Annotated in this window: 28 protein-coding genes; 8 read left to right on the top strand and 20 right to left on the bottom strand. The window is 65.5% G+C overall.

The features are described from left to right. From DV20_RS47360 to DV20_RS45690, 5 genes are all read right to left on the bottom strand, one after another. On the bottom strand, positions 1–212 hold a 212-nt coding region (locus DV20_RS47360), incomplete at its 3' end, for a transposase (protein WP_407638379.1). Next, positions 167–586 (bottom strand): IS5 family transposase, encoded by a 420-nt coding sequence (locus tag DV20_RS46300; protein ID WP_326938528.1) that lies wholly within the window; start codon positions 584–586, stop codon positions 167–169. The genes DV20_RS46300 and DV20_RS47360, both read right to left, overlap by 46 nt. 30 nt (positions 587–616) lie before the next feature. Then, positions 617–1,675: a hypothetical protein gene (locus DV20_RS40360; protein WP_043788923.1), complete on the bottom strand. Its 1,059-nt coding sequence runs from the start codon at positions 1,673–1,675 to the stop codon at positions 617–619. Between the two features lie 101 nt (positions 1,676–1,776). Further along, the gene (locus DV20_RS45285; protein ID WP_152603818.1) at positions 1,777–2,379 is read right to left on the bottom strand and encodes a hypothetical protein; all 603 of its coding nucleotides are present in this window, start codon (positions 2,377–2,379) and stop codon (positions 1,777–1,779) included. Positions 2,380–2,666: 287 nt separating this feature from the next. Continuing rightward, entirely contained in the window at positions 2,667–2,804 is a 138-nt protein-coding gene (locus tag DV20_RS45690; RefSeq protein WP_160169778.1) for a hypothetical protein, read from the bottom strand. A 235-nt stretch (positions 2,805–3,039) separates the two neighbouring features. Here DV20_RS45690 and DV20_RS40365 point away from each other — a divergent pair, with 235 nt between their 5' ends. Then, positions 3,040–6,102 (top strand): toll/interleukin-1 receptor domain-containing protein, encoded by a 3,063-nt coding sequence (locus DV20_RS40365; RefSeq protein ID WP_160169779.1) that lies wholly within the window; start codon positions 3,040–3,042, stop codon positions 6,100–6,102. Positions 6,103–6,312: 210 nt separating this feature from the next. On the opposite strand, the gene DV20_RS40370 is transcribed toward DV20_RS40365, so the two are convergent. The 6 genes from DV20_RS40370 to DV20_RS44540 all read right to left on the bottom strand — a co-directional run bounded on the left by DV20_RS40370 (position 6,313) and on the right by DV20_RS44540 (position 10,364). Further along, a complete protein-coding gene (locus DV20_RS40370) occupies positions 6,313–6,513 on the bottom strand; it encodes a hypothetical protein (RefSeq protein ID WP_043788927.1) in 201 nt (66 codons plus the stop codon). Further along, positions 6,514–7,164, bottom strand: coding sequence for a DUF6338 family protein (locus DV20_RS40375; protein WP_043788928.1), 651 nt, complete (start codon positions 7,162–7,164; stop codon positions 6,514–6,516). Further along, entirely contained in the window at positions 7,161–7,637 is a 477-nt protein-coding gene (locus DV20_RS40380) for a hypothetical protein (RefSeq protein ID WP_043788930.1), read from the bottom strand. Before DV20_RS40380 ends, DV20_RS40375 begins: the two co-directional genes overlap by 4 nt. Then, positions 7,634–8,584 carry a caspase family protein gene (locus DV20_RS40385; protein ID WP_043788931.1) on the bottom strand — a complete coding sequence of 317 codons (951 nt, stop codon included), beginning with the start codon at positions 8,582–8,584 and terminating at the stop codon, positions 7,634–7,636. The genes DV20_RS40380 and DV20_RS40385 overlap by 4 nt, the downstream gene beginning before the upstream one ends. A 2-nt stretch (positions 8,585–8,586) precedes the next feature. Next, positions 8,587–8,964: a TIR domain-containing protein gene (locus DV20_RS40390; RefSeq protein WP_043788933.1), complete on the bottom strand. Its 378-nt coding sequence runs from the start codon at positions 8,962–8,964 to the stop codon at positions 8,587–8,589. A 534-nt stretch (positions 8,965–9,498) separates the two neighbouring features. Beyond that, positions 9,499–10,364, bottom strand: a protein-coding gene (locus DV20_RS44540) for an IS5 family transposase (protein WP_407638380.1) whose coding sequence is annotated in 2 segments (ribosomal slippage) — positions 9,499–9,990 and positions 9,993–10,364 — 864 coding nt in all. Because the reading frame shifts where the segments join, the coding sequence is not laid out codon by codon here. Positions 10,365–10,886: 522 nt separating this feature from the next. Between DV20_RS44540 and DV20_RS44545 the strand changes: the two genes are divergently transcribed. Further along, the gene (locus DV20_RS44545; protein ID WP_160169780.1) at positions 10,887–12,131 is read left to right on the top strand and encodes a toll/interleukin-1 receptor domain-containing protein; all 1,245 of its coding nucleotides are present in this window, start codon (positions 10,887–10,889) and stop codon (positions 12,129–12,131) included. Positions 12,132–12,655: 524 nt separating this feature from the next. After that, the gene (locus DV20_RS40410; protein WP_152603822.1) at positions 12,656–14,311 is read left to right on the top strand and encodes a DUF4062 domain-containing protein; all 1,656 of its coding nucleotides are present in this window, start codon (positions 12,656–12,658) and stop codon (positions 14,309–14,311) included. Here DV20_RS40410 and DV20_RS47365 read toward each other — a convergent pair. Together DV20_RS47365 and DV20_RS40415 are read right to left on the bottom strand one after the other, a co-directional pair. Next, positions 14,259–14,870: a metallophosphoesterase family protein gene (locus DV20_RS47365; RefSeq protein WP_084093912.1), complete on the bottom strand. Its 612-nt coding sequence runs from the start codon at positions 14,868–14,870 to the stop codon at positions 14,259–14,261. The two genes, DV20_RS40410 and DV20_RS47365, sit on opposite strands and share 53 nt — an antisense overlap. After that, the gene (locus DV20_RS40415) at positions 14,867–15,700 is read right to left on the bottom strand and encodes a nucleotidyltransferase domain-containing protein (protein WP_051736328.1); all 834 of its coding nucleotides are present in this window, start codon (positions 15,698–15,700) and stop codon (positions 14,867–14,869) included. The genes DV20_RS47365 and DV20_RS40415 overlap by 4 nt, the downstream gene beginning before the upstream one ends. Positions 15,701–15,966: 266 nt before the next feature. On the opposite strand from DV20_RS40415, the gene DV20_RS40420 reads away from it, so the two are divergent. Then, positions 15,967–16,182, top strand: coding sequence for a hypothetical protein (locus tag DV20_RS40420; protein ID WP_152603823.1), 216 nt, complete (start codon positions 15,967–15,969; stop codon positions 16,180–16,182). Between the two features lie 126 nt (positions 16,183–16,308). Here DV20_RS40420 and DV20_RS40425 read toward each other — a convergent pair whose 3' ends face one another. From DV20_RS40425 to DV20_RS44555, 6 genes are all read right to left on the bottom strand, one after another. Then, a complete protein-coding gene (locus tag DV20_RS40425) occupies positions 16,309–18,060 on the bottom strand; it encodes a recombinase family protein (RefSeq protein WP_043788941.1) in 1,752 nt (583 codons plus the stop codon). Between the two features lie 148 nt (positions 18,061–18,208). Further along, positions 18,209–20,335: an FtsK/SpoIIIE domain-containing protein gene (locus DV20_RS46040; protein ID WP_167344430.1), complete on the bottom strand. Its 2,127-nt coding sequence runs from the start codon at positions 20,333–20,335 to the stop codon at positions 18,209–18,211. Then, a complete protein-coding gene (locus DV20_RS40435; protein ID WP_043788942.1) occupies positions 20,328–21,017 on the bottom strand; it encodes a hypothetical protein in 690 nt (229 codons plus the stop codon). The genes DV20_RS46040 and DV20_RS40435 overlap by 8 nt, the downstream gene beginning before the upstream one ends. Further along, positions 21,014–21,343 (bottom strand): hypothetical protein, encoded by a 330-nt coding sequence (locus DV20_RS40440; RefSeq protein ID WP_043788943.1) that lies wholly within the window; start codon positions 21,341–21,343, stop codon positions 21,014–21,016. Before DV20_RS40440 ends, DV20_RS40435 begins: the two co-directional genes overlap by 4 nt. Continuing rightward, a complete protein-coding gene (locus DV20_RS40445; RefSeq protein WP_043788944.1) occupies positions 21,340–21,675 on the bottom strand; it encodes a WhiB family transcriptional regulator in 336 nt (111 codons plus the stop codon). Before DV20_RS40445 ends, DV20_RS40440 begins: the two co-directional genes overlap by 4 nt. Next, positions 21,672–21,860 carry a helix-turn-helix domain-containing protein gene (locus DV20_RS44555; protein WP_084093921.1) on the bottom strand — a complete coding sequence of 63 codons (189 nt, stop codon included), beginning with the start codon at positions 21,858–21,860 and terminating at the stop codon, positions 21,672–21,674. Before DV20_RS44555 ends, DV20_RS40445 begins: the two co-directional genes overlap by 4 nt. Before the next feature lie 156 nt (positions 21,861–22,016). Between DV20_RS44555 and DV20_RS40450 the strand changes: the two genes are divergently transcribed. From DV20_RS40450 to DV20_RS40460, 4 genes are all read left to right on the top strand, one after another. Next, complete coding sequence (locus DV20_RS40450; protein ID WP_043788946.1) at positions 22,017–22,397, top strand: helix-turn-helix domain-containing protein; 381 nt, start codon at positions 22,017–22,019, stop codon at positions 22,395–22,397. Positions 22,398–22,493: 96 nt separating this feature from the next. Further along, complete coding sequence (locus tag DV20_RS47230) at positions 22,494–23,027, top strand: hypothetical protein (protein ID WP_326938531.1); 534 nt, start codon at positions 22,494–22,496, stop codon at positions 23,025–23,027. Then, the gene (locus DV20_RS40455) at positions 22,984–24,102 is read left to right on the top strand and encodes a transcriptional regulator (RefSeq protein ID WP_326938532.1); all 1,119 of its coding nucleotides are present in this window, start codon (positions 22,984–22,986) and stop codon (positions 24,100–24,102) included. Before DV20_RS47230 ends, DV20_RS40455 begins: the two co-directional genes overlap by 44 nt. Beyond that, positions 24,099–24,449, top strand: a complete 351-nt coding sequence (locus DV20_RS40460; protein WP_043788948.1) for a hypothetical protein — start codon at positions 24,099–24,101, stop codon at positions 24,447–24,449. The genes DV20_RS40455 and DV20_RS40460 overlap by 4 nt, the downstream gene beginning before the upstream one ends. On the opposite strand, the gene DV20_RS40465 is transcribed toward DV20_RS40460, so the two are convergent. Further along, positions 24,438–25,919 carry a helix-turn-helix transcriptional regulator gene (locus DV20_RS40465; RefSeq protein WP_084093913.1) on the bottom strand — a complete coding sequence of 494 codons (1,482 nt, stop codon included), beginning with the start codon at positions 25,917–25,919 and terminating at the stop codon, positions 24,438–24,440. The two genes, DV20_RS40460 and DV20_RS40465, sit on opposite strands and share 12 nt — an antisense overlap. Between the last annotated feature and the right edge of the window lie 202 nt (positions 25,920–26,121).

The raw sequence follows: 26,121 nt of genomic DNA on the forward strand, positions 1-26,121 counted from the left end.
GCGATCACGGTCTCCGGCCGGCAGCGTGGCCGGCCTGGTCCGATCCGGGCGACGCTGATGCCATCCAGCAGCGGCAGCAGCTGCGGGTTGTCTCCCGCTTGGCCTGGGGTGAGCAGGATCCGGACCGGCAGGCCTCGCCCTTCGACGGCAAGGTGGATCTTGGTGCTCAGTCCGCCGCGGGACCGGCCGAGTCCTTCCCCGTCGCAGGCGATGGCTTCGGTTCCGTCGCTGCATCCCCCTTTTTCCGGGCACCGGCAGCATGCTGGTGCGCCCGGACCACGCTCGAGTCGACCGAGGTGATCCATTCGAGTTCGCCGACGGCGTCGTCTTTGACGATCACCCGGTCGAGGATCTTCTCCCAGGTGCCGTCTTTGGTCCACAACCGCAGCCGTTCATGCGCGGTCTTCCACGGGCCATAGCGATCGGGCAGGTCACGCCAGGGGGCACCGGTGCGCAGCTTCCACAGGATCGCGTTGATCACCTGACGGTGATCCCGCCACCGTCGCCCACCACCCTGCACCGGCGGCAGCAGCGGCTCGATCACCGCCCACGCCTTATCCGTCAACTCACCGCGACCAACCACCACGCATAGCTACCAGAGGTCCAGCTCAACCACTTACAGGACACGCCCTAAGTCGCGGAGGGTGCGCAGCTCCCAGCCGAGGCTCGGCGTCTTTCCCATCGTGACGACCACCAACGCGCTGGAGGCCACGAGATTCCGAACTGGTTCCTGCCACGCGTCTTCGGGGTAGTAGAGCCGGGCAGCGCCGAGTTTTGCTCGCTTCTCACCGGGGCGCCCTACAGCGAGGACCGGCCCGTGACGCCAGAGACGCCGAACCAGGACCTCCTCGAATCTCGACTTCCGGGACCAGTCGAAGAGCTGGCCTAGCGACTCGTATACCGAAAGATGAATGGGAGTTGCATGCCGGTCGTCCCTGAATGAGCGCAGGTAGAGCACCTGAGGTCGTGGGTCATTTCGGAGTGTCGTCTCCAGATCACGTGCCTGGACGCGACGCGACGCCGCACGGAAGATTGCGCTGACAGAAAGGAAAACTATCGGCCCGAAAAGCCACATGTAGACGATCGGAGCGACTGGGTTCGCTGCCTTCGGGGTGTCGATCGGAGTCCAGACCCAGGCGATGGCCAACATGCCTGCCGAGTAGACGACGAGACCGACGTAGGTCGCCTCGACTGCTAACGACAGGAGTCGACGGATCCACTCACGCCAGGAGACAACCCGGAGGTACCGATATCGTGGTATAAAGCCGAGAAACGCTGTGCGGACGAGGTCGGCTGAGAAGTATATCCCGCCTACCATCACAGAAGTCACCCACAACGGAGTCTGCGGCGGGAACCACCGGAGCAAGAGGAGCAGTGCCACCGCCCACGCCGCGACCGAGAAAAGGCTGCTGAGCGCGCGTGCTGCGCGTATCGCGCGGATGCGGGTGACCAACGGCAGGCCGGGTGCGGATATTTCGGCTGGAAGGCCGATTCGTGAACCGATGCCGGTGAAATCGAGGGTCTCGAGTACCAGGACTTGGAGGTGCAGGGCGAGAAGTTTGCGGCGGTCGCTGTCCGCGAAGGTCAGGATGACGGCCGGCAGGATCGCCAGGACGACCAGCCAAGCGGCCCACACCCCAGCGAGGTAGTTCCTGAACGGCCGGTGTGCGTCCACGTCGGCAGCCTCGTGTTCGTGAACACTGGCGGTTGCAGCGGCGCTGATCGCCAAGTCGCGCGCGCGGACGGCTGACTCGTTATCGTGACCGGGAACCTCGATCAGTACGTCGGTGAAAGGCGGCCGGATGCGAACTGGACTTCCACGACGGTCGTTCCACCGGGTTGCACCGTAGGACCGAACAAGGCGTGCGTGTTGCCAGGCAGGTTCGAAGGCGATAGAGAACTCGGCGGATCGACCCGGTCGGCAGCTTGAGCGCTTGTGGCGTAGTCGATAACCCCGATCAGGACCGTGTCGCCGTGATCTTTGAGAGTCCGGGAAAGCGCGCATTGAATAGCCCAGTACTGCTCAAGCCATGACAGGTCGGTGCTGTTCGACTGTAGCCGCAGTTCTACGGGAACAACCGGCCCGGCGACGACGCCGTTGCCCAGCTCTGGCGGCACGGACAAGGCACTATTGGCCATTGCGCATGAAGAACCAGCCGAGTCGAAGGTCCTCGGTGTCTCGAACCAGTGAGCGGACAGGAAAGCGAGGACGATCGGCAGACAACCCACGACGACCGGGATGATTTTCTTGAGGATTCTACCCAGGCGAGGAAGGACTATGGTTAGCACGACCAGGCCGCACACGATGCGTCCAGGCCACGTGGACGTCGCCCAGTCGACGAAGCCGGTGGCCCAGGCAGGAGGATGGTTCGGATCCAACCGGGTGTCCTTCTAGACGATGGCAGTCAGGTCGACTGGTTGTCGATGCTGGGTGACGGGCTTACGCGCGGGGTAATCGTCCCTCGTCGTTCTGACGGCAAGTAATGCGCAGCACGGCGGAGTTGCCGAGCGTCGGAAGAGCCAGCCGAGAGAGTCGCCCCCCATAGCCGGTCGGGAACCGTTCCGGCACGAAGGTGCAGACCGCATCGGGGAGCAAGGCCAACACATCTGCGAGCAATCCCCTCGAAGGGGCGTTCATATCCGCCGGACTCCCTCGGTCCGGGAGATCAGAACGTTGCAGGATTGTGCCAACTTGGTCGCGCCGTTGAGCCGGCCGACAAGGTCCGCTGGCGGTCGTAGTGGTCGAAGCCGCCCGGCAGGGCGTGCCGCACGTGGCAGGACACGTCGATGAACGCGGCGATCACGTCCCTTTTCCACGCCGCTCCGCGGTGGCCCGAAGTCCCCGAACTCACATCTGATCTCCCACAACTGCCCCGTCGCTTCTGCGGTGCGCGAGCTGGCCAACGCGATCACTCCGTCCGGTTGGCGGGTGCGATCAGCTCGCGCGTCTTTGTCCGAGTCGCGGTGGCCCGTCCCGACGTTACGGTGCCCCGGTTCTGGGCCGCGATACCGGAACCCGCGGACAGTTAGGATCCGTTCGTGGAGCTTGAGAACCGGTTGGCTGGGTTGCTGACCGCCGCCGGTGGTACAACAGTCGTGTCCGTCGACGTCTCGCTGGTCGCAGCCTTGGCCGAAGCGCTGGTGGTGGACCCTGCCGAGTTGTCGGCGACGGTGCGAGCCTTGGTGGAGGAGTACGCCGGGCCGGCAGCGGGTTTCGGGATCCACGGCGTCGACTGGCGTGTCGATCTGCCGCCCGCGACGGCACGGGCGGTCGTCTCGGATGCCCTCGCCACCACGTTTCTCCGCTGGTTTGGCTTCGAGGGGCACTCCTTCGCGGACCTTAGCGGCGGGGGAAACCGGCTCTTCTCTGTGGACCGGGTCGAGGTCGGAACCGTAGTGACCAGGCTGCACTGCACGGCATCGAACGCGGAACCGGGCGGCGAACAGACCAAGATGATTGAGCGCCTCGAACGGGCCGGACTGCATCCATCGCGAGGCGGAGAGATCACGCTACGGCCGCCTTGGAGCGCTCGGACGATCCAGCTCGTGTGCCGCGCGCCGGTATCACCTGATCGAGTGAAGGTTTTCGTGTCGTATGCACACGATGACGAGGCGCATAAGGTCGCCGTACGCGCCCTGGCGGAGCTGCTGGTGCACAACGGCATCGACGTCGACCTGGACTCGTGGGCTGGTCCCGCGCGCAAAGACTGGGGATCGTGGGCTACCGGGTGCATCGAAAACGCCGACTTCGTCCTGATCGTCGCGTCGCCGAGGTACCGCCACGTTGGCGACGGCGTGGTGGCCACCAGCGACAACCGCGGCGTGCAAAGCGAGGCAGCTCTCCTTCGAGACCGGCTCCACCGGGATCGCGCCGTCTGGACGGCCAAGCTGCTCCCGGTAGTGCTGCCGGACCGTTCGATCGACGAAGTCCCGTTGTTCCTCCAGCCCTACTGTGCCGACCACTACTTGGTTTCAGCGTTGACACAGGCCGGAATCGAAGAACTGCTGCGAACCATCACAGCTCAACCAGGTCACGTTCGCCCTCCGCTGGGTGAAGTGCCGGTTCTGCCGCCGTATCCCACCGTGGCCGGTGAGGCCACGGTACAACCGCTGCCCGGTGTGGTCTGGCCCCGTCTGCCGCTCGTCCCCGTCGAAGACCTGGATCCCTTCGAACTCGACGTCCATCGAGCGATCTCGATGGATGTGGGAGACGACGCGCTACCAGCCCTGCCTCGATACGTGACACGGCCACACGACCGAAAGCTTCTGGAAAACGTGCGGCAAGCGATCGCCGGCACTAGCGGCATCGCGATCCTCGTCGGGAGTTCCTCCACGGGCAAGACCAGGGCTTGTTTCGAAGCTGCGAAACAGTTGCCGACGGGCTGGAGTGTGTGGCATCCGATCTCGCCGACGCCGCCGCAGGCTCTGCTCGACGGACTCGCCGAGGTGCCGCCCCGGACCGTTGTCTGGCTCGACGAGCTCCAGCAGTACCTCCTCACGGCCGAGCCCAGCCTGGGCGAAGAGGTGGCGGCCCGGCTTCGGGCCCTGCTTCGAGATCGTTGTAACGCACCCGTGCTGGTCCTGGGAACCATCTGGCCGGAGCGGATGCGAACGATCACCTCCGTGGATCCGGCGGCGGAACTTGGCTCCCACACTCAAGCGGGACAGCTCGTCAAGGACATTCAGATCGCGGTGCCCTCAAGCTTCGACCAGGCGGAGCTCGCGGCACTAGGCGAAGCAGCGCAGATTGATCCACGGCTTCGCCAAGCGCTGCACACCCAATCTCGCGAAATTACCCAGTATCTCGCGGGCGCACCTGCGATGGTTGAGCGGTACCAGGTCGCCCCGGCAGCTGCGCACGCTGTTATCGACGTCGCCACCGATGTCCGCCGGCTGGGGTACGCCGGTGACGTTCCGTGGTCATTCCTGGAGCTGGCGGCACCGGGCTATCTGTCGGACACCGAGTGGCAGGCGACCAGCGAGGACTGGCTCCAGGAAGCGCTCGGGTTCGCTCTTGCGCCCTGCCGCGGTGCTGCGGGCCTGCTGGTGCTGCGGCGCCCCAAACCCGGCCACAATCCCGCGGGCGAACCCGGGTATCGGCTGGCCGACTACATCGCCCATTGGGCCGGTGACCGGCGTTCCTTCGACGTTCCACCGGCGGCGTTCTGGGACGGCGCCTGCGCACACCTCGCTGCCGACGCGCTGATGGTTCTCGCTGGCGCTGCCGCAGCGCGAGGACGCACCCGGCACGCCACTCTGCTCTACGAGCGTGCCGGAGAGCTCGGCAGTTTCACCGCGTACACGCACGCTGGCCGACTGTATCGCGATAGTGGGAACGCGAGGCTGGCGGAGATCTCGTTTCGGCGCGGCGCCGACGCGGGCGATGCGGCCGCGCAAATCGAAGTCGCGCGCTGCTGTGACGTCCGCGGAGACGCCACCGAAACGGAGCGCTGGCTAGCCTTGGCAGCAGAACGGGGCGACTATGTCGCCTTAGAGATGCTGGCACAGCATGCCGAGTCAGCGGGTGACAACGCGCGCGCGGAACACTTCCTGCGGGAAGCTGCCGCAGCCGCCGGGAGCTATCGCGGGCGCCCGCTTCGCCAGCTGGCTCGCCTGCGTGCCGAGGCTGGGGACGCTGTGGAAGCGCGCGAGCTCCGTGCGTCTGCTGCCAAAGGTGTCAAGACCTTTGTCCGACGCCCCCTGCACGACATCCAGCAACTTAGTGGTGGCGCAGCCGAGCTGGAAAGATCGCTCCGGCAGACGATCGCCGACGCCGAGGCCGCGGGAAGCCGGCCAAGCAGTCACGACCTCGAGCTGCTGAGCGAGGTCTGCGAGGCCAACGGCGAGTACGACGAGGCGGAGCGCTTGGCAGACCAGGCCGCACACGCCGGATACCCCGCCGTTTACCGCAGCCTCGTCGCTGCGCGAGGCAACCGAGGCGAGGTACGGCAAGCCGAAGCCTTGGCGGTACGAGCCGCGAACGCCGGAGATGCCGAGTCTCTATGGATGATCGCGGAAGCATGCCCGGACGACCGACGATGGCAGCAGATTCGGCACTACGGGCTGGAGCCGGACGGCACTCCCAGTACCGCGTGGTGGTGAGTGCCCGATGCGTAGCTGAGCTGGCCCTCGTGGGAGCTTGTTCACGCGGCCCGTACCCGATGATCGTGATTACCGTAGCCGCGACAATCTGTGCGTTCCCGATGAACGATCGTCACCGCAGGATCAGCCGACCGTCGAGGTTTGGCTCTCCGCGACTAATGGGTCGCTCCTACGGCCCACTCCGTCCGCGAGTCTTTACGCGATTGGCGGTCAGTCGTCGCTGGTCGATGTGGTTTGCGACTGGGCGTCCGCCCCGCCAGCAGGGGAGGCCCCCTGAGCTGGTCCGGCCGGCATCTCGGGCAGCGCGAACGGCGTGCTCGGCGCCTCATAGCCGCCGCGCTTCTCGATGACGTGATCGCCGGCGTCGGGAACGACACGGTACTGGACCTCGCGGCTGCTGTAGTCGGGCATCTAGAACTCCTTGATGTCGAGGTATTCGATTTCGGTCCACCGCACCATCAGCCCGGACTCGCCGGGCACGGGCACGGGGCGGCGGTTCTCATCCAGCGTCAGCTCGCCGCTGGAGGGGTTGATGGTGAAGCTCAGAGGCAGGTAGAGGTCGCCTTCTTCGGGATGTGCGGAGGCGTAGCTGCGCCGGCCATTGGGAGCTTCGCCGCGGTAGCCGGCCAGCCAGATCCCGGATTTGAGCTTGATCCGGACGATCGCGCGGTCGGTGCGTCGCCACAGGTAGTCCCAGGCCCGGGGCTCGACGGCCGCCCCCACCAGCAGCGTCCCCCACTTCTTGTGGTTCTTGTGGCCCCAGCCCACGACGCTGCCCACCATGATCGGGCCCAGCACGTAAGCCAAGGCCAGGACCTCCAGCAGCCACAGGTTGGCGGTCCCATTGACCAGCCGTCGCTCGACGACCAGGTACCGATAGACCCAGTACTCCCCGGCGGCCAGCAGTGCGTGCATCACCGCGGAGGCGGCAAGGAACCGCACGAGGCGGTCGGAGAAGCTGACCCCGTAGCCGGTGGTGACTCTTTCCAGCGCGAAGGTGTAGGCCGCGCCGGGCAGCAGCGCCAGCACGGCCACCAGCAGTCCCTGGAAGGTGGCGATCACGTCCGCCGTACCCCTTCGGGCCAGGAGATCAATACGTCGCGGCCGAGCTCGCGGGCGTGGTTGACTGTGTCGCCGGTGCCGCCGAGCCCGTGGGCTGGTCGCCCGTCCCACACCGCGACCAGCAGGTCGCAGTGCTCGACCACGTACTTGCCGGCGGCGTCGAACGCGGTCTCGCTGGGCTCGGCGAAGTCCAGCTCGGTAACCTCGGCGGCCGCGGCCCGCAGTTCCTGGTAGACCGCGAGGTCGCCGGGGTTGAAGGTGTCGGCGTAGCCGCGGCACGGGATCACCGCGTGTAGCCGATGTCCTGCTGCGAGCAGCAGCTGCGCAAACAGGTGGTCCGCGCCGGCGGCGAGGCTGGACAGCCCGGTCACCGGCCCGGGCTTCTGTGCGAACAGCGCGCGGATGTCGTGTTCGGCTTGGCGTCGGGCGATGTCGGGCAGGTTCTGGTGCCCGCTGATCCCGATCGTCGTCACAGGGTCCCTCGCTTGGCCATCTGCCAATAGTGTCGCCCGAGCGGGGTCAGCCGACAGCTGCCGCTCTCCATCGCTGCAAAGTACATGTGCTGATGATCCACCGGCTCGACCAGCTTGTTCGCCCGACACTTCTGAAGCTGGTCGAAGATCTCCTCGTGCGCGGGGTGCGGGTCCAGTCCGGACTGCGACTTGTCTGGCTCGTAGGTGGGATCGAGCCGGTAGTGGTGCGCTGGATCGGGGAACCACTCCAGCAGCTTGTGCAGCGTGGGCAACGGCACCGACGGCTCGCATCGTCGCAGGTCATGCAGCCGGTCGACGTTGGCTTTGAACGTCGGCCGCTGCTCCCAGGCGTCGAAGCATTCCGAGACATAGGCGTAGAGACCGGCGACGGTGACGTGGCCCAGCACGTCAGCAGCGCCACCCTCGAGCGCACCCTCCAAATGAGTGGAGAACAGGCCGCGCCCGCCGGCCTCGGCGGAGTACTGGTCACCGCGGCTGGCGGTCAGAATCGACATGCCGCTGCGCAGCACGGCTGCCTCGGTGAGCGCGGCGACGGTGCCCGCACCACCGGAGAAGCAGCAGTCGAGGATCACTACGATCTCCTTCACCTGCGATTTCCGGGCGATCGTCAGCACCTCGGCGAACAGGACTCCAGGCGTCTCGCCTTGGCCGTCGCTGGTGACAAGGGCGACGTCGCCGTCGACGGGTGTGCCGTGGCCCGCGAAGTACAGCACCGCGAAGTCCGCGCCGCCGGCCAGTAGGGCTCGCACACCGCCCAGCAGGTCATTGCGGGTCACCGCCCCGGTCAGCAGTCGGCAGTCGAGGTTCTTGGTGGAGTCTTCGTTGCGGGCGAGCAGCGGCTGCAGCGCCGTCGCGTCGTTGACGCACCCGGTCAGCGGCCGCTGGTGATCGTAGTGGTCGATGCCGACCAACAGAGCGCGCCGCATGGCTACAGCCCGTCGATGAACGCGGCGATGCTGTCCCACGTCCACGACGTGCACCGTGCGGACCCCATCTCCGCCGGTTTGACCCGATACTGTCCCAGCCAGATGCCCAGCAACGGCTTGTCCTCCTCTACCGCGCATTTGATCTCCCACAGCTGCCCGTCCGCCTTCGGCGTGCTCGAGCTGATCAGCGCAATTACCCCGTCCGAGCGGCGGATCCGGGTCCGGACCTTGGCCTTCCACTCGCTCTCGTAGGGCTCCTTCACCGACATGTCCGTGTACCCGTATGGCGAGCGCACCAGCAACCGCTGCCCGTTGAACAGGTTCCGGCTCGCCTCATCCTCCTTGGCAAAGGCGATGAACACTGTCTTCTGATCCGCCATCGTGAGCCCTCTCGTGCCTTTCCCTCGACGCGTAGACATCCCATGCTGCGCGGCGACTCTGATAGCGAGTGACCGTACCCGAGGGCACCGACAAAATCGGGGCTGTTCCGTTCGTTCGGGGCAATTCGGTCACCCTCAGTGAGGGACACGCCACGGGATTTGAACACTCGAAAGCGAGTTTGGGCTATTCACGCGGTATCTCGGCGCGAAACGACAACATTCCTCAGACTACTCACAGTCTAACGATTGGAACGTTCGGTGACAGAGTGTCTGGCGCGATCGTCGAAGGTGGGCATCGGGGGTTGATTGGGTGCGGCACTGCTGCTAGTGACCCGGTCGGGGTACCACTTGGGCTGGTTTTTGATCTGCCGCGCGACCGGACGGTGGGCTGGGTGTGTCCCGGCCTCCAGTCGCCACGTTGTCGTGCTCGCGGTTTGCCGGATTCGGCGATCTGTGCCGTGACGCACTCGGGTGATCGACGCGACGCACGCACGGGAGCTGCACACGACGTCCGGCTAGGAGCTGTCCTGTAAGTCATCGGAGCCAGAGGATGATGGCGGCGATGGTGAGTTCGGCCTGGTAGTAGGCGGCGCGTTTGGCGTAGCGGGTGGCCAGGTCACGGAACTGTTTGAGGCGGTTGAAGCAGCGTTCGACCACGTTGCGGTGCTTGTAGGCCGCGCGGTCGAAGGCTGGTGGACGCCCGCCGCGGGAGCCTTTGGCGGCGCGGCGGGCGAGCTGGTCATCTCGCTCCGGGCTGACGAACCTGATCCGGCGGTCCCGCATCGCCTCCCGCGTGGAGGGATGCGAGTACGCCTTGTCCGCGATCACTGTCTCCGGCCGGCGCCGCGGACGCCCCGGCCCGACGCGAGCGACGCTGATGCCATCCAGCAGCGGAACCAGCTGCGGGTTGTCTCCTGCCTGGCCTGCGGTGATCAGGAACCGCATTGGCAGGCCCCGCCCGTCGACGGCGAGGTGGATCTTGGTGCTCAGTCCGCCGCGGGATCGGCCGAGTCCCTCGCCGTCGACGACGAGGGCTTCGACTTTGTCGCTGCATCCCCTTTTTTCCGGGCGCCAGCGGAGTGCTGGTGAGCCCGGACCACGCTGGAGTCGACTGAGATGATCCATTCGAGGTCGCCGACGGCGTCGTCTTTGACGATCACTCGGTCGAGGATCTTGTTCCAGGTGCCGTCTTTGGTCCACAGCCGCAGCCGTTCATGCGCGGTTTTCCAGGGGCCGTAACGTTCGGGCAGGTCACGCCAGGGGGCACCGGTGCGCAGCTTCCACAGAATCGCGTTGATCACCTGACGGTGATCCCGCCACCGCCGCCCACCACCCTGCACCGGCGGCAGCAGCGGCTCGATCACCGCCCACGCCTTGTCCGTCAACTCACCGCGACCCACCACCGCGCACAACTACCAGAGGACCAGCTCAACCGCTTACAGGACACGCCCTAGTCGCTGCCACATGCGATGTCGGGATCAGTGGCTGGGATTGCTGCACCGGTTACAGGACCATCACAACAGAACCACCAGTCGCCGCTGCTCAAAGGCGCGGCCAGCGACGAGGACTCATCTGATGGCCATTCGCTGTCCTGGCGCCAGGAGTCATCCCCATCCCTCGTCCCCACAACACCCTCGTTCGTCTGGGGCTCGACCACATCGGCAAGCTGGTCTCACTCGACGTCTACTGGCCAGGACCAGGCGACTACTTGGAGCTCGCGGCCTGGGTCCTCGGGTCTGCGCGCCGTGGTTGAGATCCGGCCGCAGTCGGCCTGCGGCTCTCGCGTATCCTGATGCGCGTAGGTTTGTCGCGGCCCCGGTGCGACCGTTGAGACCAGCATTTGGTTCGCCGCAGTAGTCTTGGGGGTGGAATTACTCGTGCCTGCCGATGTCACGGGTACTATGCGTCGCTACTGGGCCTTCATGTCCTACAACTGGTCAGACAAGCGACGTGCACGCTCCTTGCACCGACGGCTGGAGCGATTTGAGGTTCCTCGGCCTGTCCGACCTGTCATACGTGCACCTGGCCTCTCGGATCGACGTCTACGTCCGGTGTTCCGCGACGACGACGAGATGACCGGTTCTGGGGTGCTAGACGAAAGGCTGCGCCAGGCTATAGAAAATTCTTCAGCGATGGTGCTGCTGGCATCCCCCGCGTCCGCGAGATCACCTTATGTAGATCTTGAGGTCGCTCATTTTGTTGCCACCCATGGTACTGAACGCCTTGCCATAGTTGTCACTGGCGGCGATCCAAATCGGCCACCTGAACTTCCTCCGACCTTGCGTGAACAGCGGCAGGAATTTTTGTGGGTGGATTGTCGAGTCAAGCGCCGACTGAAGCGCCACAGCCTCGTGCGTGTCGTTGCTGCCATTTTGGCCGTCCACTTTGACGTACTGTGGCGCCGACACCGCCGACGTCGTCAAAAGATGATTGCGGCTTGGTGTGCAGTCGTGACGGTCGTCATCGCGGTCGTCGGCACGGCACTGTGGCAACAGCGTGCTGCGGAGCAGAGGTCTCCAGAGCAGCAGCAAGTCGCATTTGAGCAGTGGATTACAACCGAATTGAGGAAGCTTCCCGGAATGTCGCCCAGCGACGGCGCGGGATACAGAATTCTTCGCACGGATGATCTAAACGAAGATGGCCTGATAGATTACTTCATCAGCAATGACCTCTATTGTGGATCGGGCGGCTGCCCGATGGAAGTATACGTGACTAATTCACCGGGATCGTACGCGATGGTTCTCGATGTGCAGGGCTCCTCGGCGCCAAGAGTTCGGCGGGCTCAAGGTGGCGGCAAGGAGATCATTGCGTCAGACCTGTTTATTAGTGGCGAGCCGCTGTACTCGATCTATAAATTGCGCGATCGGAACTATGTGCTCGACCACTATGAGTTCTGTGAGGGTGTAATTCTTGAGCAATGTAATCCTTTGATAATCAGCCCGGTATTGCCAGGTGATAACCTTGCGGTGACGCCGAGTGCCGTGTTCCGGGAACGCCCTTCTCGCGGCGCTCGATCGATCATCATCGGCGCAGGTGACAAGCCGAGCGAGGGGCACGACGTCGGTGTTTCGCGAGTTCAGGGAGTGCTGGCGAATGGTGAGTGGTACCTAGTCAACGTGTGGAAGGGTTCTTGTGGGTTTGTTTCAGCCTCAGAAATAGTTCAGTAAGTGTAGTTTATCCGATCCGCGACGGCGTCACAGTGCCTCGTGTTGCCGCCAGTCGGCTTCGTTCCGGCTGATGTTGCGGACTGGTCTAGATGGGCGAACGGCCAGCATCGTGCCTGGTCCTCGTCTGGCATCTTCCACTCTGTACGTCTGTATGAGGACGTGGCAGCGACTCCTCAATCATCCCGATCACGACGTACCGGGCGGAGTTGAGCCGCCGGTACGACCGCACTGTCCAACGCCAGGCTCCGACCCGAGCTGGCGGCCGGAACAGCAGCCACGACGCCAAGGCGTTCGACCCCACATGCGCTCACTGCGGTCAGGGTGCGGTGTGCGGCTAAGGAAACCCGTCGGCCAGCGCCGGCCGAGCACTGTCGCGGTCGGCCATCTGTCGACGGCTGCTGTCCAGAGGCCACTGCGGACGGTCGCGACGTCGATCGGCTTCGCACCGAAGTGCTGGAAAAAAGGGACTGGGACACGCGTACTCTAGAGTGTTCGCGAGTCGCTCTCCCGGTTACCCTGTCCGCATGCCTGTTGAACTCTCGGGTCGGTTGATCTTCCTGGCTTCGCCGGGAAACATGGCGAAGGAGCGCGAAGCCTGTCGCATGGTGGTCAGGGAGTTCAACGAGTTGTCCAACGAATCCGAGCAGGTGGTTTTTCTGCTTCGTGCCTGGGAGGACATGCCGGGTGGCGTCGGGCGCCCGCAAGACCGCATCAACCCCAAACTCGACGAGTGCGACTACATGATCTTGATCCTCGGGGACAGGTGGGGCTCCCCGCCGGCGGTGAAGGGGCCGTATTCGTCCGGGACGGAGGAAGAGTTCTACCGGTGTCTTGACCTTCTCGCCAGTCCGACCGCGGTGATGCGCGACTTGCTCGTTGTGTTTCGCACGCTGGAGCCGGAACGATTGCGTGATCCGGGGCCGCAGTTGCTGGAAGTGATGAACTTCCGTAACGATCTCGAAGAGGCAAAGTCGTTGCAGTTCGTTAGTTTCGACTCGGAGCAGAGCTTTGAGGCGGCGATTCGGAAGCAGCTCGCCGAGTGGGCCCGCCCGCTGTCGGAGCGTGAGCCGGTCAAGATCGACCTTCCGAAGCTTCGGACTATCGAGGCAGGGGCGACAGTGGCAAGTCACATCAAACTGCTCGAAGCTGCGAAGGAGCACGCGAAGAGCGGATTGCTCATGCAAGCCGAGCTGTTGTTCGCTCAGGCGATCGAGGATGGTGATGTCGAAGCTGTCGCTGAATTTGCCCTGTTTATGCGGAGGACTGGTCGGCTGGACACTGCGCTGGAATTGAACCAGAAGATCATCGAAGACCCCGGCGTGTTGAGCTCGACAGACCATGATTCTGTGGCTCGCAGGGTGCGTGCTTTGGTCAACATGGGCATCATCCACCGAAAGCGAAGTTCGCTCACCGAGTCGATCAAGGTGCTCAGGGAGGCTGTGCGCACGGCGGAATCCAGCGCCACTCCGGTTTACCAGGAACTCTGCTACGCCCTCGACAACTACGGGCTAAGTCTGCTGCGTGTAGGGGAACTTGACCTGGCTCGGCAGCAGTTTGAGAAGACGTACTCCGTGCGCAAGGAGTTTGGCACATCGCTCGAACTCGCGCAGTCCGCGATCAACTTGGCGCGACAGAGCTTGGTTAGCGAGGATTTCGCCCACGCCACTACGCTCTTCGAAGAGGCGCTGGGCATCCTCGAGACCGAGAACGACGGTCATTGTTTGGCCAACGCATTGTGCGGGCTGGCCGAGGCGCATTTGCGGGCTGGGGTGCGGGACGGCGTTCGAGTGCTGCTCGAGCGTGCGCTCGAAGTCAACGAAACACTAGGAAACTCGGACGGAACCAGCATCGCTCATGCCCTGCTAGCTAAGTACTTTCTGGCCGAGGGCGATGTGGGTCTCGCACGTGGCCACGCCGAACTCTGTCGCGAGGAGAGCGAGCGGACAAACAGTGCGACGGGATATGGTACGTCGTATTTGCTGAAGGCGATGATCACCCGCCAAGAGGGTGACGGGCGCGCCGCCGCCGAAGACCTCGCGAAGGCGCAGCAGTATGCGCAGAGCAGTGGCAACGAGCCTCTGGTGAGAGATATCGATGTCGTGCGACGCGAATGGGCGGCGGCTCCCGCTACCGAGGCTCCGACTGAACCCACTCCAGACTCGGCCAGAACAAGCAAGTGAGACGGCCGGTCGGCGTCGTGCCGCAGCCGGTGTCTATGAGAGCATGGGTTTCGGTGATCGTCGGAACTCCGTTCGATTGGACCACGTGACCGTGGATTCGGTACTTCCCGGCCGCTGCTTGCTGCTCTCCTAGTCGTAGGTCCGGAATGTGACTCGCATACACTTGATCGGTTGACATAGACATCGGAAGGTTGCGGAAAAACTGAACGTGCTCGTCCGGAACTGACCGCCTGAGTTGAGCCAGGACGTCGTCGGAAGGCTCGTCGACGTAGGACGCGATCGTTGTCGCTCCGCCCATACGAAGCAGCACGTCGATTTCGGCATTGTCGAGGGCTTCCAGGAACGCCTGGTCGTGATTGCCTCGCAAGAAGACGCACTCGAGCTCGCGTGATTCCTGCAGGCTCATAAGGAAATCGATGACCTGTCGTGACTGCCTACCTCGATTGACGTAGTCGCCCAGAAATACTAAGTGCCGTGTCCGGGAGCGGGCACGAGCCACGACACTTTCGAGTTCGTTGAAACAACCGTGAATGTCGCCGACGAAAGCATACTCGGTCACAGGACGACCTTGGGAATTTCGGTGTAGGGTAACGTGGAGTCATTGCCCAAGGCGAAGGTGGCGAGGTGTGAAACATCAGGGTCGCTGACGGATGTTGTCACGATCAGCGCGCGGAGCGAACGGTGACGGTTCTGCGGCAGCGAGCCAACGGCCGAGGACAAACGATCGGTCAGGTCGGCCAGCACCTCGGGCGTCGGCTCGGGATACACGCCGGGGTGCGACGACAGGAGAGTGGTCAGCTCCGGTTGGCCGAACCGGACCGCTAGTTCCTCCACTGAGAAGCAGGGGTCGCCGTCGCGAAGTGCCAGCGCATACGTCGCTGTCCGCAGGAGATAGCGCGCTACCTGAACGAGGCCCGGAAGGTAGGTCGAGCGATCGCTGTCGGTGACGTCGAGGATCACGCCGAACTGGCGAACGCGTTCCAGGAGCTGATCCGGGTCGGGGGGACTGAAAGTTGCTAAAATCTCCGCTAGCATGCCGGCACTGTCATGGATGATCACACCGTCCCGCACCAGGTGCATCCCGTAGAGAGTTTCATGTGCCTCGCGGAGCTGGGGGGACGTGTAGAGGGCGACACTGACTCGCTCCGACTCGGCGGAATGAGTCCGTTCGTCGGACAACACCAGGATGTCTAGATCGGACTGAGCCGCCGCCTCCCGCCTGGCATAGCTGCCGTAGAGCAGCACACCCTGGGCGGGACCCGCAACGATCTCCCATGCGTCGTCGATGAGGGAACCAGGTACACCGAAGTCGCTCAGTCGACGCCTGAACTCAGCCTGATCGACCGCCGTCTCGGCGATGCTCCCCGAACTGTCTGCGGCGGGTGTCATGGACTACGAATACCATGCGAGTCCCGTTCAGGTGTCGATATGTCGAAGCGTAACGACTCGGTGGCAATGTCCGACTTGAACAGCGGGATTGTTGCGACAAGGCGGGGTGCGAGGGCGCGGGGGCCGGGAGGGGTCAGGTCAGCCTCGTCGAGCGCATCCGGCGCGGGCGGCGGGACGCGGCGGGGGAGCTCGGCCGACACCTCGGCAAGGCCGTCCTGGCCGTGTTTCGGGCGGTCGCGCTGTACAAGTCCGGTTCGGACGTTCTGATGGCCGTGTTCTCGAGGCTCGGCTGGTCGGTGAGGCGGTCGGACCTGAAGCCGCTGGTGCTGTTCGCCGTGGGCGCGTGCCGGGTCGTCTTGGTACCGGCGCTCGGGATCGAGTTCGTGCAGGCGCTCATCTGGTCAAGACGGTCCGGCTGTGCCGGCGCGTCGGCGATGATCTGGACCCGCGCGGCCCTGCTGGTGCCGCCTGCGTCCGGGTAGCTGGCCACGCTGAATGCCACTGTCAGGCACGGACGCGCGGTGGGCCGTCTGTGCGATCGCCGTGGCTCTGCGCTACTATGAGGGCATGATCTCCCCTAACACGGGAGATATCCCACGTATGGGGGTTCAAGTCCCCCCTCGGACACACACGTTACCCACACGGGAAGAGGCAGTCACAGTGACTGCCTCTTTTTTGTTGTCGTAGACGACTTGCAGGCCCAGGTCCCGGTAGACCTGCGTGATCCTCTCCGGGGTCCGTGAGTTGAGGTGCCTGGCGACGTCGCCGAGCTGGTCGAGCATCGCGTACACCTCTGCCACGTCGACCGCTTGCGTGTCCGGCAGGTGCCTCAACTCCTCCATGGCGGCCTGCCGCTCGGCCTGCGCGCGCTTCATCGGCTCGACGAAGTTGACGGGGTCCACGCCCGCCTCGATAGCCGCAAGGTGCCGCCGGAGCTTCTCCTCGGCACCCTTCAGCCGCTTCTCCGCGTTGGCTCGACGGCCGTCCACCCGGCCATCCTGCGACCCGGTGAGCAGCCGCACCGTCTCGTCACGGTTGTCCGGGGCGAAGATCTGGCATAGCCACTCGTTGATTGGCCGGACTACGACGTCCTCTCGAAGGTTCACCGTCTTCGGATGATCGGCCAGCGCCGCCGAACCCGACGCCATCGTTCGAGCAATGCACCGGTAGTAGCCGCCCTTCCGGATCGCAGCGCCTTGCATCTTCCGGGTGCAGATCTCGCACCGCACCAGCCCCTTCAATAGGTACGTGTGCTTGGTGGCCGCCCGGTTTCGTTCGAGCTTGGCAATCCCAGGCAGTCCACCGGCCGCACGGGATCGGCGCATCAGCTGCGCTTGCGTGAACGTCTCGACAGAAACAATCTCAGGATGCGCGGGTCGTCGAGACCGAACAACGCGTTCGGGCGCCGCCCGCTTGAACCGCACGACGTGCCCGGCGCCGACGTCATCCGGATTCAGCAGCGTCTCGTGCTTGGTCCAACGCCCGAAGATCGCGTACCCCGTGTATCGCGGATTCTCCAGAATGGATCGAACGGTGCTGCCTTGCCAGCCGTCGGCGAGCCGGTGCCGGTTCTGGTCGGGCCGGCGTTCCGAAGGGCAGGGCACTCCGTCCTCGTTGAGCCCCTTCGCGATCGCGCGGTCACCGACGCCTTCCATGTACTCGGCGAAGACCCGCTGGACCACCTCGGCTGCGTCGGGATCAATGGCCAGCACGCGCAGCCGGAACCCCTCGGCGGCCTTACGCGGGTTCGGGTGCGGCCCACCGTCAACGACGACGTACCCGTACGGCGCCCGGCCGCCTTGGTGTCGCCCTTCGTTGACTACCTGCGCGTCCATCGCCGCGCGGACGCGCGCCTGGACGTGCTGGCGTTCCGATTCGCTCATTCCACCGAGCACGCTCATGAGCATCTTGTGCGACGGGTTCCGCGCGTCGTACTTCCCGCCCAGCTCCGGCACCCACAAGTCGACGCCGTACGCGGCGAACCGCGGCGCGATCAGTGAGAACTGATTGCCGAACCAACACCGGGTGCCCTCGCCGACCACGACGGCGTTCCACGTCCGCCGGGGATTCTTCAGTTCGGCGAGCAGTTGCGCGGCCTCGTTCCGGCGCTCCCAGGGGACCGACCGCGACTGCCCGATATCGAAGTACTCCGCCACGATCCGGCCGCCCAGCGGCTCGACGAACTTCCGAGCGTTCCCGAACTGCCAGCCGCGAGAGGTCTCCGGGTCCTGATTGTCCTCCGTCGAGCACCGGCCGTAGGCCGCGAGTTCACCGATCCCGTCGTCGACCGGCTCGGCCACCTCAAGGCCAAGGATGTCGTCCAGCGTCGACCACGGGTCGTTGCTGATTTCAGCCGTCACGGTTCCTCCTCTGCCGGTCTGTCCAGGACCGGCACCTCGGTAAGCTCGATCAGAACGGCCAGCAGTCCGCGTGCCACGGCTGGCGTCAGTTCTGGCAATCCCGCAGGTAGAATAACCCGGATCGGTCGATCCTCGGAGTGATTGGCGCTCATGACCGACCTTCCTGCCCGGTCGACTCGCCGCCTTCCCTTGCGCGGTCGATTGCGCTCCTGATTTCAGCCGTCCGGTATCCGCGAACCTGCCTCGTCTCGCCGTCTTCGCCGATCACGCGGTCTCGCGTCGGCCGGCGCCCCACCTCGGACATCTGCTGCGCGAACGTCCGCGAGTCGACCTCCAACACGTCTAGCAACTCGGCTGTCGGCACGAAGTCCCGGCCGTCTGGCCCGAGATCGTCTCCCAAGCACTCAACGAGCGATGCGAGCACCTCGGGCAGCTCGCCAGGTGACTCAGCCGCGTGACCTGCACCGATTGCCTTGACGGCAGCCGCGTGGTCGAGCACCGGCATGGTTTCCTGCCCCGCCGCGTGCCCAGTGAGCGTCCCGGCTGTCTCGCGTAGCGTCCGGCCCTGCTCGCAGATGGTCCGCCAGTCCTCGTTCGGCATGTAGTAGGTCCGAACCGTCATGGCCAGCACGTCGGCGCCGGCTGACGTGTCGCCGTCCGGCCGCAGGATGCCGACGCCCTTGTGGGAGGGCAGCAGCCGGCTGGAGTCGAACCCGCGCGTGTTCATCTGCTCGCCGAGCACGATGTTCGAGTCGCGCCAGTCCATCACCCGCAGGGCGAACCGCGACCCGAGTACCGCCCGCAGCCCCGACGGGATCGTCTTCGAGTCCGGCCGCTGCGTGGCGAGCACCAGGACGATCCCAGCGGCCGGCCCCTTCTTCGCCAGCCACGTCAGCAGCTCGCCGATGTACTCGCCCGCCGTGAGCTTCTTGCCCTGCACGTCGACGGGGGTGCGATCCTCCAGAGGAACCTGAACCTCATCGATGAAAATGGCCGTGATCGGCATGTTCAGTGCCTTGTCTCGGGACATTTCCGGCGTGACCTTCGATTCCGGACATGTGAGGTCGTCCAGGTCGCGCATCCGCCGAAACCGCGTCTGGACCTCGCCGACCAGCTCAATCAGCCAGTCCACAAGCGCCAGAACGTGCTCGGGTTCGTCGCCGGACATGAACCGATGCGCCACCAGGCCGGCCGCGTCCCAGTCCTTTCCCGCCTTAAAGTCCGCGACGTACAGCCGCACCCATGCATCCAAGATGAGCCCGGCCGCCGCGAGCCGGGCGGCGAAGGTCTTGCCCTGCCGGGGGATGGCGCCGACCAGCAGTGACGTCCACACCAGCGGTAGGTCAATCCGCCGGTCCCGCGCATCCCGCCCGAACGGGATCGGGCGCCACGCATCCCACTGCGCCACGCCGAGCAACGGCGTCCGCAACGGCGGAGAGGCGTACGGGTCCTCATCGGCCACCCACATCGACACCCGCCCAGCGTGCCCACCGTTCCCGCGGACCCGCTCGACGATCAACTGGACCTCATCGACGGCAAGCGCGGACGCTAGTGCGTCCCGGTTCTTCACCACGTCGGCCGCCTTACGGGTGGCTGGAAGGTCGACGGTGACCGCCCACCCGTCGCCGACACGCGTCGCGCGCTCGACCAGCCGCAACACCTCGTCCTTACCGATCAGCTTCGCGTCCCGGAACGCGTCCACCAGTACCTGCGGGTCCATCGTCCAAGTCAGCGTCCGCGGCCCGGCGAGCGCCGGCTTTCGGCCGGGACTGCCGTCCTTCTTACGCCCGAAGATCGCGAGCGCCACGGAGGCGGCGACCCCGCCGATCCACAGAGGATCAGCGCCGTACACCAGGTCAACGATGGCCACCCCAACGGTCGCGACGACCAGGACGGCACCGGTTACCTTCCAGCGGAACAGGGTGAGCGCCCGAATCTCCGTGAACTTGTCGGCCAGCTTCTCCGACTCTTCGGCGGCCGTCCGGTAGTCCCGGACGGTGACCCACCCGCGCCACCACCGCACCCCGACGACCATGCCGCGAACGACCGCGCCGATGTACCGCCACGGCGATTTCACCAGCCCAACAATGGCATCCTTGCCTGCCTGGATGGCCTGAGGCTTGCTCTTCAGCCACAACGGCACACGCGGCGAGTGCAGCCACCACCGGATAAACCGGTTCGTCTTCGGCTCACGTCGACGCGGTTGGGGCAACGTGTCGTCGACCAGTTCGCCGTCGAACACAGGGTCGGCCTTGACCGGCAACGAGTCAGCCATTACCCACCTCCGACCGCAGCGCCCGCGCCAGCCGGGGCGACAAGCCACGCGAGCAGCCGGTAGCCCGCCGCACCCACGCCGGCGTGATCTCGACGTCCGGCGTCCAGCTCTCCCGAGCGATAGCGAGGTAATCGGCGAACAGCACCCGTCGCCCGGTCTCCTGCTGGACAGGACGCCGTTCAGCCGCGACCAACACGGCATCGGTGAGCTTGTCCCGCAGGTCGGTGATCGCCTCGACGGCGACGAACACGACAAGCGGCGGCACCGAGTGCAGCACGATGGCGGCAGCCTCTCCAGCCGCGAACGACGTCCAAGTGTTCATGACGTAGGTGGCTGCGAGCGTGAACCACTTCGCCCGTCGCACCCAGACGCCGGTCCGGACCTGGTACCGCGCGGTGACCTGCTCCGCACGCAGGATCGCGAGCAGGACAAGCGAGACGGTCGGGTCCAGCACCCACGCAGCCAGCCACGGCAGCGACCCCGGCCGCGTGCCGGCCGACGCGAAGCCCTGGACGTTGGTCATCGTGAACGCCAACCCGAGCACGATCCCGGACCAGCACATCCAGTCGACCTGCCGCCGCACCCGCTCGATCCGCAGCGCCACGACGTCCGGATCGGTCTGGTAGGCCCGCACCTCCGCGGCTTCGGCGGCATCCTGCGCGAGCCGTTGCGCCCGGTTCATCGCCGACCACCCCGCTTCGACGTGTCGACGGTGGTCACGGTCATCGCGCGAGCCAGCGCGTAGGACGCGAACAGCGCCGGCAACCCGAGCACGGCGAACAGCAGCCACGGGCTACCGGGGTGAGCGATCACGACCCACTGAACAGCGACGATCAGCCCGGCGTTGAACAGCACCCGCCCGACCAGCGACACGAGCCGCGCCCCGCTCCGAGCCGCTTCGGCGGCGGCCTTCGCCCGGCGGGAACCGGCCCGCCAGACCCAGAACAGCACGAGCAGCACGCCGACACCGGCGAGAATCTGCGTGGGCGTCACGGTGAGTCCGTTCATCGCGCACCCCGATCGGTCCGCTCGCCGCGCCGCAGCCAGACAGGGTGCAGGGCGCGCCGATCGTCGTCGGTCATCCCGCCCCAGACGCCGACCGTGTCGAGGCCGGCTGTCCGCAACTCCAGCTCCAGGCACTCGTCCCGGACAGGACACCCGCCGCACAGCCGCTCGGCCAGCTCGCCGTCGCTACCTGCGTCGGGTGGCCCGTCGTCCGGCGGGGGCCACATGCAGACTCCTTCGCTGGTCACGACGTCGGTCAGGACTTGGGTCGGAACCCAGCGCAGCCGGTCCAGCCGCCAGGCGATTCCGATCAACTGCAGGTCGTCGGCGCTCATGCGGCACCTCCGGCCTGACGCGACCCGAGCAGACGGGCCAGCTCGGTCGACGACACACGGAGACCGGAACGGCAGCGCGTGGCGCGCAGCTCGCGGGTCCGGATCGCCCGGCTGACTGCAGCGCGGGACACGCCGAGCAGCCAGGCCGCTTCTCGAATGGTGTGAAAAGTGATGTGCGAGTTCATGAGAAAGACCAATCTGATGATTTCAAGACTATATTGTTGATTTCAGCTCTTTGGTGGGCGCGTTTGTCCGACGCGCCGCCGACGAAGTGCTAGGCGACGTGGTGAAAGCGCGAAGAACCGCTAATCTCGGCGCTGAGGCGGAGCGCGGAGGAATACGTGTCGGAGGACTGGGCGGCAGTCGCCAAGGCGATCAACATGCGCGTGAACGAACTCGGCTGGCGACAACGCGAGCTGGCCGAGCGATCGCACGTGTCGCAGGCGATCGTGCGCGAGCTCCAGCACCACACGGTCGAGCGCCGCCGGAGCGCGCGCACGCTCGAAGCGTTGTCGACGACGCTGGGCTGGCACCCGCAGCACCTGTTGGCCGTGCTGCAAAACCGCACCCCGCCGCATCCAGACGAGCCGACCGACGACGGCCACGAGCTGTGGTCCCGCCTGGACGCGCTCGAACAGCGCCTGGCCGAGATCACCGACCGGCTGGAGGACGTCCAAACGAGCCTCGCGACCGTGGTCGAGCACGTGAAGCCGAAGCGTTAGCGGAGGGCGATTCGGGCTGGTGAACCAGGTGGTTTCCATACCTAGAATTCAAGGCCGAAACGACTTCCGATCCCATGCACAACCAGTGCAGAAGCAGTGCGCAACCACTGCATATCCGCTGCACAAGAGAGCTTTGGGGCGGCAATGAGCGGGGTAGGCGGCTGGACCGGACGGTCAGCTTCGGCGCTGCAATCCGCGTTGCGGCTGAGCAATGAGAAATTCGCGGAGAAGCTCGGAATCGGCGCGCGTACGGTCGCGTCCTGGCACCAGAAGCCGGACCTTCGCCCGCAGTCGGAGATGCAGCTGGTTCTCGACACCGCGTATGAGCGGGCGTCGGACGCCGAGCGATCCCGCTTCGCCGAGCTGATCGGCGACGGGCCGGCCGCCCACACCAGGCCGGACACGAAGGAAGCCGACCGACGACTTGCCGCGGACCCCCACATCGGCGCGGCTCTCGAATGGCTCGACCAGCACGCCTACCGGAGCCCTGGCGCCGCGCGCCGCGCCGTCGCCGAGCAGGCCGCGCGCGTCGACGCGCAGGAGGCGTACGCCCGGGCCACTCGCCGCGCGTGGGTCGATCAGCGCCGTGACCGACGCACTCGCCGAGTACTACGGCCAGCGCCACGGTGACCACGGCTTGTACGCCGGAAGCTGCGGCGAGCAGGCCGTGAACACCAGCATCCTGACCTGCGCTGATTGGCTCGATCTGGCGTGCGAACTACGCCCGCCGCACGACGGGCTCACGATCGCGAGCGCCCGACCAGACCCGCGGGAAGTCCTGGACGAGCACGCGACGAAGGCAGCGGTCAACCGGCTCGCCGAGACGGTAGCCATGAACACCCGGCTCATGAACGCGCCGCTCTACCGGCTACTGAGCACGGACATCCGTGAACGCCACCTCGGCGGCACGTTCGGGGTGGACCACTTCGTCCACTACGCCCTGACGATGGACCTCCTCGAAGGCGAGCTGCTAGACGCGCTCGCAGTCGGCGACACGACGTCGCTGCCCCTGCGTGATCGCTACCTCCCAGACGTCGGCGCGGTCCTGGACGTCGGCGGCCGACTCTGCGCAGGCGGCGCCCTCGCCTTGACGGCCATCGCTCGGCCGGCCGATCCCTACCGCGGCGAAGCGGACTACGTGCTCCTGGTCCAGGAACGCTCCGGCCACGTACTCAACGCCACGCGCCGACTCGCCGTCATCCCGAAGGGCTTCCACCAGCCGCTCACCGACGTCCGACGAGAAACCCAGATGGGCGCCACCCTGCGCCGAGAGATGGAAGAAGAGCTGTTCGGCCGACCGGACGCTGACAACACCGTCGCCGACACGCTGACTGCGGACCCGATGCACCCGACCGGGCTCACGGAGCCGATGCGCTGGCTCCTTGCCGAGCCCGGCCGCCTACGGATGGAGTGCACCGGGTTCGGCCTCAACCTGGTCAGCGGTAACTACGAATTCGCCAGCCTCATCGTCATCGACGACGAAGAATTCTGGACACGCTACGGCGGAGTGGTCGAAGCAAACTGGGAATCCGCGACTCTTCGTCAGTATTCGACTACGGATGCGGAACTCGTCACCGAGTTGTTGGGTGATGTAGCGTGGAGCAACGAAGGACTGTTCGCCATGACGCAAGGACTTCGACGCCTTGCGGAAATCGGCGGAGAGCGCGTGAAACTGCCTGCGATCGAATGGGAGATAGGCCAGTGAGCGACGGTTGGACCGCCGGCAACGCCAACGAAGACGCGGCCGAAACGCGCGGCTGGTTGGTCGGTCACTTTATCGACCCGTCGCAGGGCGTCCGAGCCTCCAAGGACGTCGAAGTCAAGTGGGCCAACCATCCTGCTGGGGATAAGCGTCCCGAGTGGACCTCCGACGACCAGCGAACCACGCTGGTGATGCTGGTCTCCGGCGAGTTTCGCATAGAGGTCACAGGCGGCGGCAAGATCATGACGCGCCAGGGTGACTACGTGATGTGGGGGCCCGGGATCGACCATTCTTGGGAAGCTTTGGCGGATTCGGTTGTCCTGACGGTTCGCTGGCCTTCAGCAACCTAACTCGACGGCGGGAATCTTCACCCGATCACCGCCAATCTCGGCGAGTCGCCGTATTCCCTGGAGAAACGCGAACAGTCCTTCGTTGCTCCAGTTTTTGTCAGCGATCAGCTCGGTGATCAAGTCGCCGTCGAGCGTCGAATACTGCTGTAGTCCGGCTGCCTCCCAGTTCGCCTCCACGTCGCCACCGAACCGCGGCCAGAACTCCTCATCCTCGATCACGACCAGGCTGGCGAACTCGTAGTTCCCGCTGACCAGGTTGAGCCCGAACCCGGTGCACTCCATCCGCAGCCGGCCAGGCTGCTCGCTCAGCCACCGCATCGGAGCGGACAGCCTGGTCGGGTGCATGGGATCGGCGACCCTGAGGTCTCCGGCGGACCGGTCGACGTCGGTCCTGCCGAACAGCTCCTCTTCAAGCTCACGGCGCAGGGTAACGCCGATCCGGGCGTCCGCTCGCCGGTCCGCGAGCGGTCCATGGAAGCTCTTCGGGATCACCGACAGACGATTGGCCGTGTTCACGACCTGTGCTGACCTCTTCTGCACCAGCAGCACGAAGTCGGCGCCACCACGGAACGGGTCCGTCGGCCGGGCGATCGCTGTCAACGCCAGCACGCCACCCGCGCAGAGACGGCCGGGCAGGTTCAGCACCGCGGACACGTCGGGCAGCTGGCGGTCGCGGAGTGGCATGCGCTCTCGACGAGCGCTGCGACCGCTCGCCAAGTGCTCGATCAACTCGCGTTCCAGCAGGTCGACGCTGAGTGCGTACTCGGCGAACGACGCAATCCCGACCTTCGCCCGCAGCGCTCCGGGCCGTGGGTCGACCTCGAGCAGCCGATACAGGGGAACGTCGGCGATCCGGATGCCGGACGCTGATGCGTCTGCGAGACGCCGTACCGCAGCTCGCTCGTCAACCGCCGCCGGTGGCCGCGGGCCACCAGCCTCGAAGGCGGTCTGCTCGCCCGTGGCCGTCAGCGAGCAGGCGAGATCCAGCCACGCCGACCGCGTGAGGACGCTGGTGGTCACCTCCACCCGGCCGCAGCGCGCGGTGTAGGGCCGGTGGTCGCTGGTTGGCAGCGCGTAGTAGCCAGCCAGGGAAGCCGCGATGACGCTTCGCGGTGGATTCGGCCGGCTCCGAGTTGAGGTGGCTGCACTCGCGTACACCTGTTCACGGGCATGACCCAGCGGCCACCCGGCGTGCCGATCGAGCCACGTGAACACCGGCTCGAACGAGTCGTCCGGGCTGAACTCCCGCGTGACGGCGCTCGGACCGATCAGGGCCTGCAACTCGTCTCGTGAACGACCGAGCACGCTCGCGAGCTTCGGCCAGAGGTAGGGGAGTGGCACGTAGTCGCCCGCCTCCCAGCGAGCAACGGTCGACCGGTCGACGTGCAGCACGTCCGCCAGACCCTCCTGGGTGAAGCCGGCGACCTTACGAGCTGAGATCAGCCCATCGCGACGTCGCCCTATGGGCATGACCAACCTCCAACCCTGCGTGACCAGATCAATGTAGCAGCAGTAACTGCAGCTCAGACCGGCTAGTGCGACCTACACGCCACACAACTGCCGCACTGCTGCTCTGGTCGTCGAATCTGACTCCCGTTTGACTGATTTCATCAGTCGCGAGGTCGAAGGGAGGGGACGTGACAGGCACTAGCTGCAGGTCGGTGCACTCAGC

The sequence above is a fragment of the Amycolatopsis rifamycinica genome, assembly GCF_000695625.1.
In the GTDB taxonomy this organism is placed as follows: domain Bacteria; phylum Actinomycetota; class Actinomycetes; order Mycobacteriales; family Pseudonocardiaceae; genus Amycolatopsis; species Amycolatopsis rifamycinica.

What these genes read in the sequence shown, in the direction of transcription:
- DV20_RS40370 (WP_043788927.1), bottom strand. Translation starts at nt 6,513, where the DNA reads ATGCCCGACTACAGCAGCCGCGAGGTCCAGTACCGTGTCGTTCCCGAC.
- DV20_RS40385 (WP_043788931.1), bottom strand. Translation starts at nt 8,584, where the DNA reads ATGCGGCGCGCTCTGTTGGTCGGCATCGACCACTACGATCACCAGCGG.
- DV20_RS40390 (WP_043788933.1), bottom strand. Translation starts at nt 8,964, where the DNA reads ATGGCGGATCAGAAGACAGTGTTCATCGCCTTTGCCAAGGAGGATGAG.
- DV20_RS44545 (WP_160169780.1), top strand. Translation starts at nt 10,887, where the DNA reads ATGTCCTACAACTGGTCAGACAAGCGACGTGCACGCTCCTTGCACCGA.
- DV20_RS40410 (WP_152603822.1), top strand. Translation starts at nt 12,656, where the DNA reads ATGCCTGTTGAACTCTCGGGTCGGTTGATCTTCCTGGCTTCGCCGGGA.
- DV20_RS40415 (WP_051736328.1), bottom strand. Translation starts at nt 15,700, where the DNA reads ATGACACCCGCCGCAGACAGTTCGGGGAGCATCGCCGAGACGGCGGTC.
- DV20_RS40420 (WP_152603823.1), top strand. Translation starts at nt 15,967, where the DNA reads ATGGCCGTGTTCTCGAGGCTCGGCTGGTCGGTGAGGCGGTCGGACCTG.
- DV20_RS46040 (WP_167344430.1), bottom strand. Translation starts at nt 20,335, where the DNA reads ATGGCTGACTCGTTGCCGGTCAAGGCCGACCCTGTGTTCGACGGCGAA.
- DV20_RS40435 (WP_043788942.1), bottom strand. Translation starts at nt 21,017, where the DNA reads ATGAACCGGGCGCAACGGCTCGCGCAGGATGCCGCCGAAGCCGCGGAG.
- DV20_RS40440 (WP_043788943.1), bottom strand. Translation starts at nt 21,343, where the DNA reads ATGAACGGACTCACCGTGACGCCCACGCAGATTCTCGCCGGTGTCGGC.
- DV20_RS40445 (WP_043788944.1), bottom strand. Translation starts at nt 21,675, where the DNA reads ATGAGCGCCGACGACCTGCAGTTGATCGGAATCGCCTGGCGGCTGGAC.
- DV20_RS44555 (WP_084093921.1), bottom strand. Translation starts at nt 21,860, where the DNA reads ATGAACTCGCACATCACTTTTCACACCATTCGAGAAGCGGCCTGGCTG.
- DV20_RS40465 (WP_084093913.1), bottom strand. Translation starts at nt 25,919, where the DNA reads ATGCCCATAGGGCGACGTCGCGATGGGCTGATCTCAGCTCGTAAGGTC.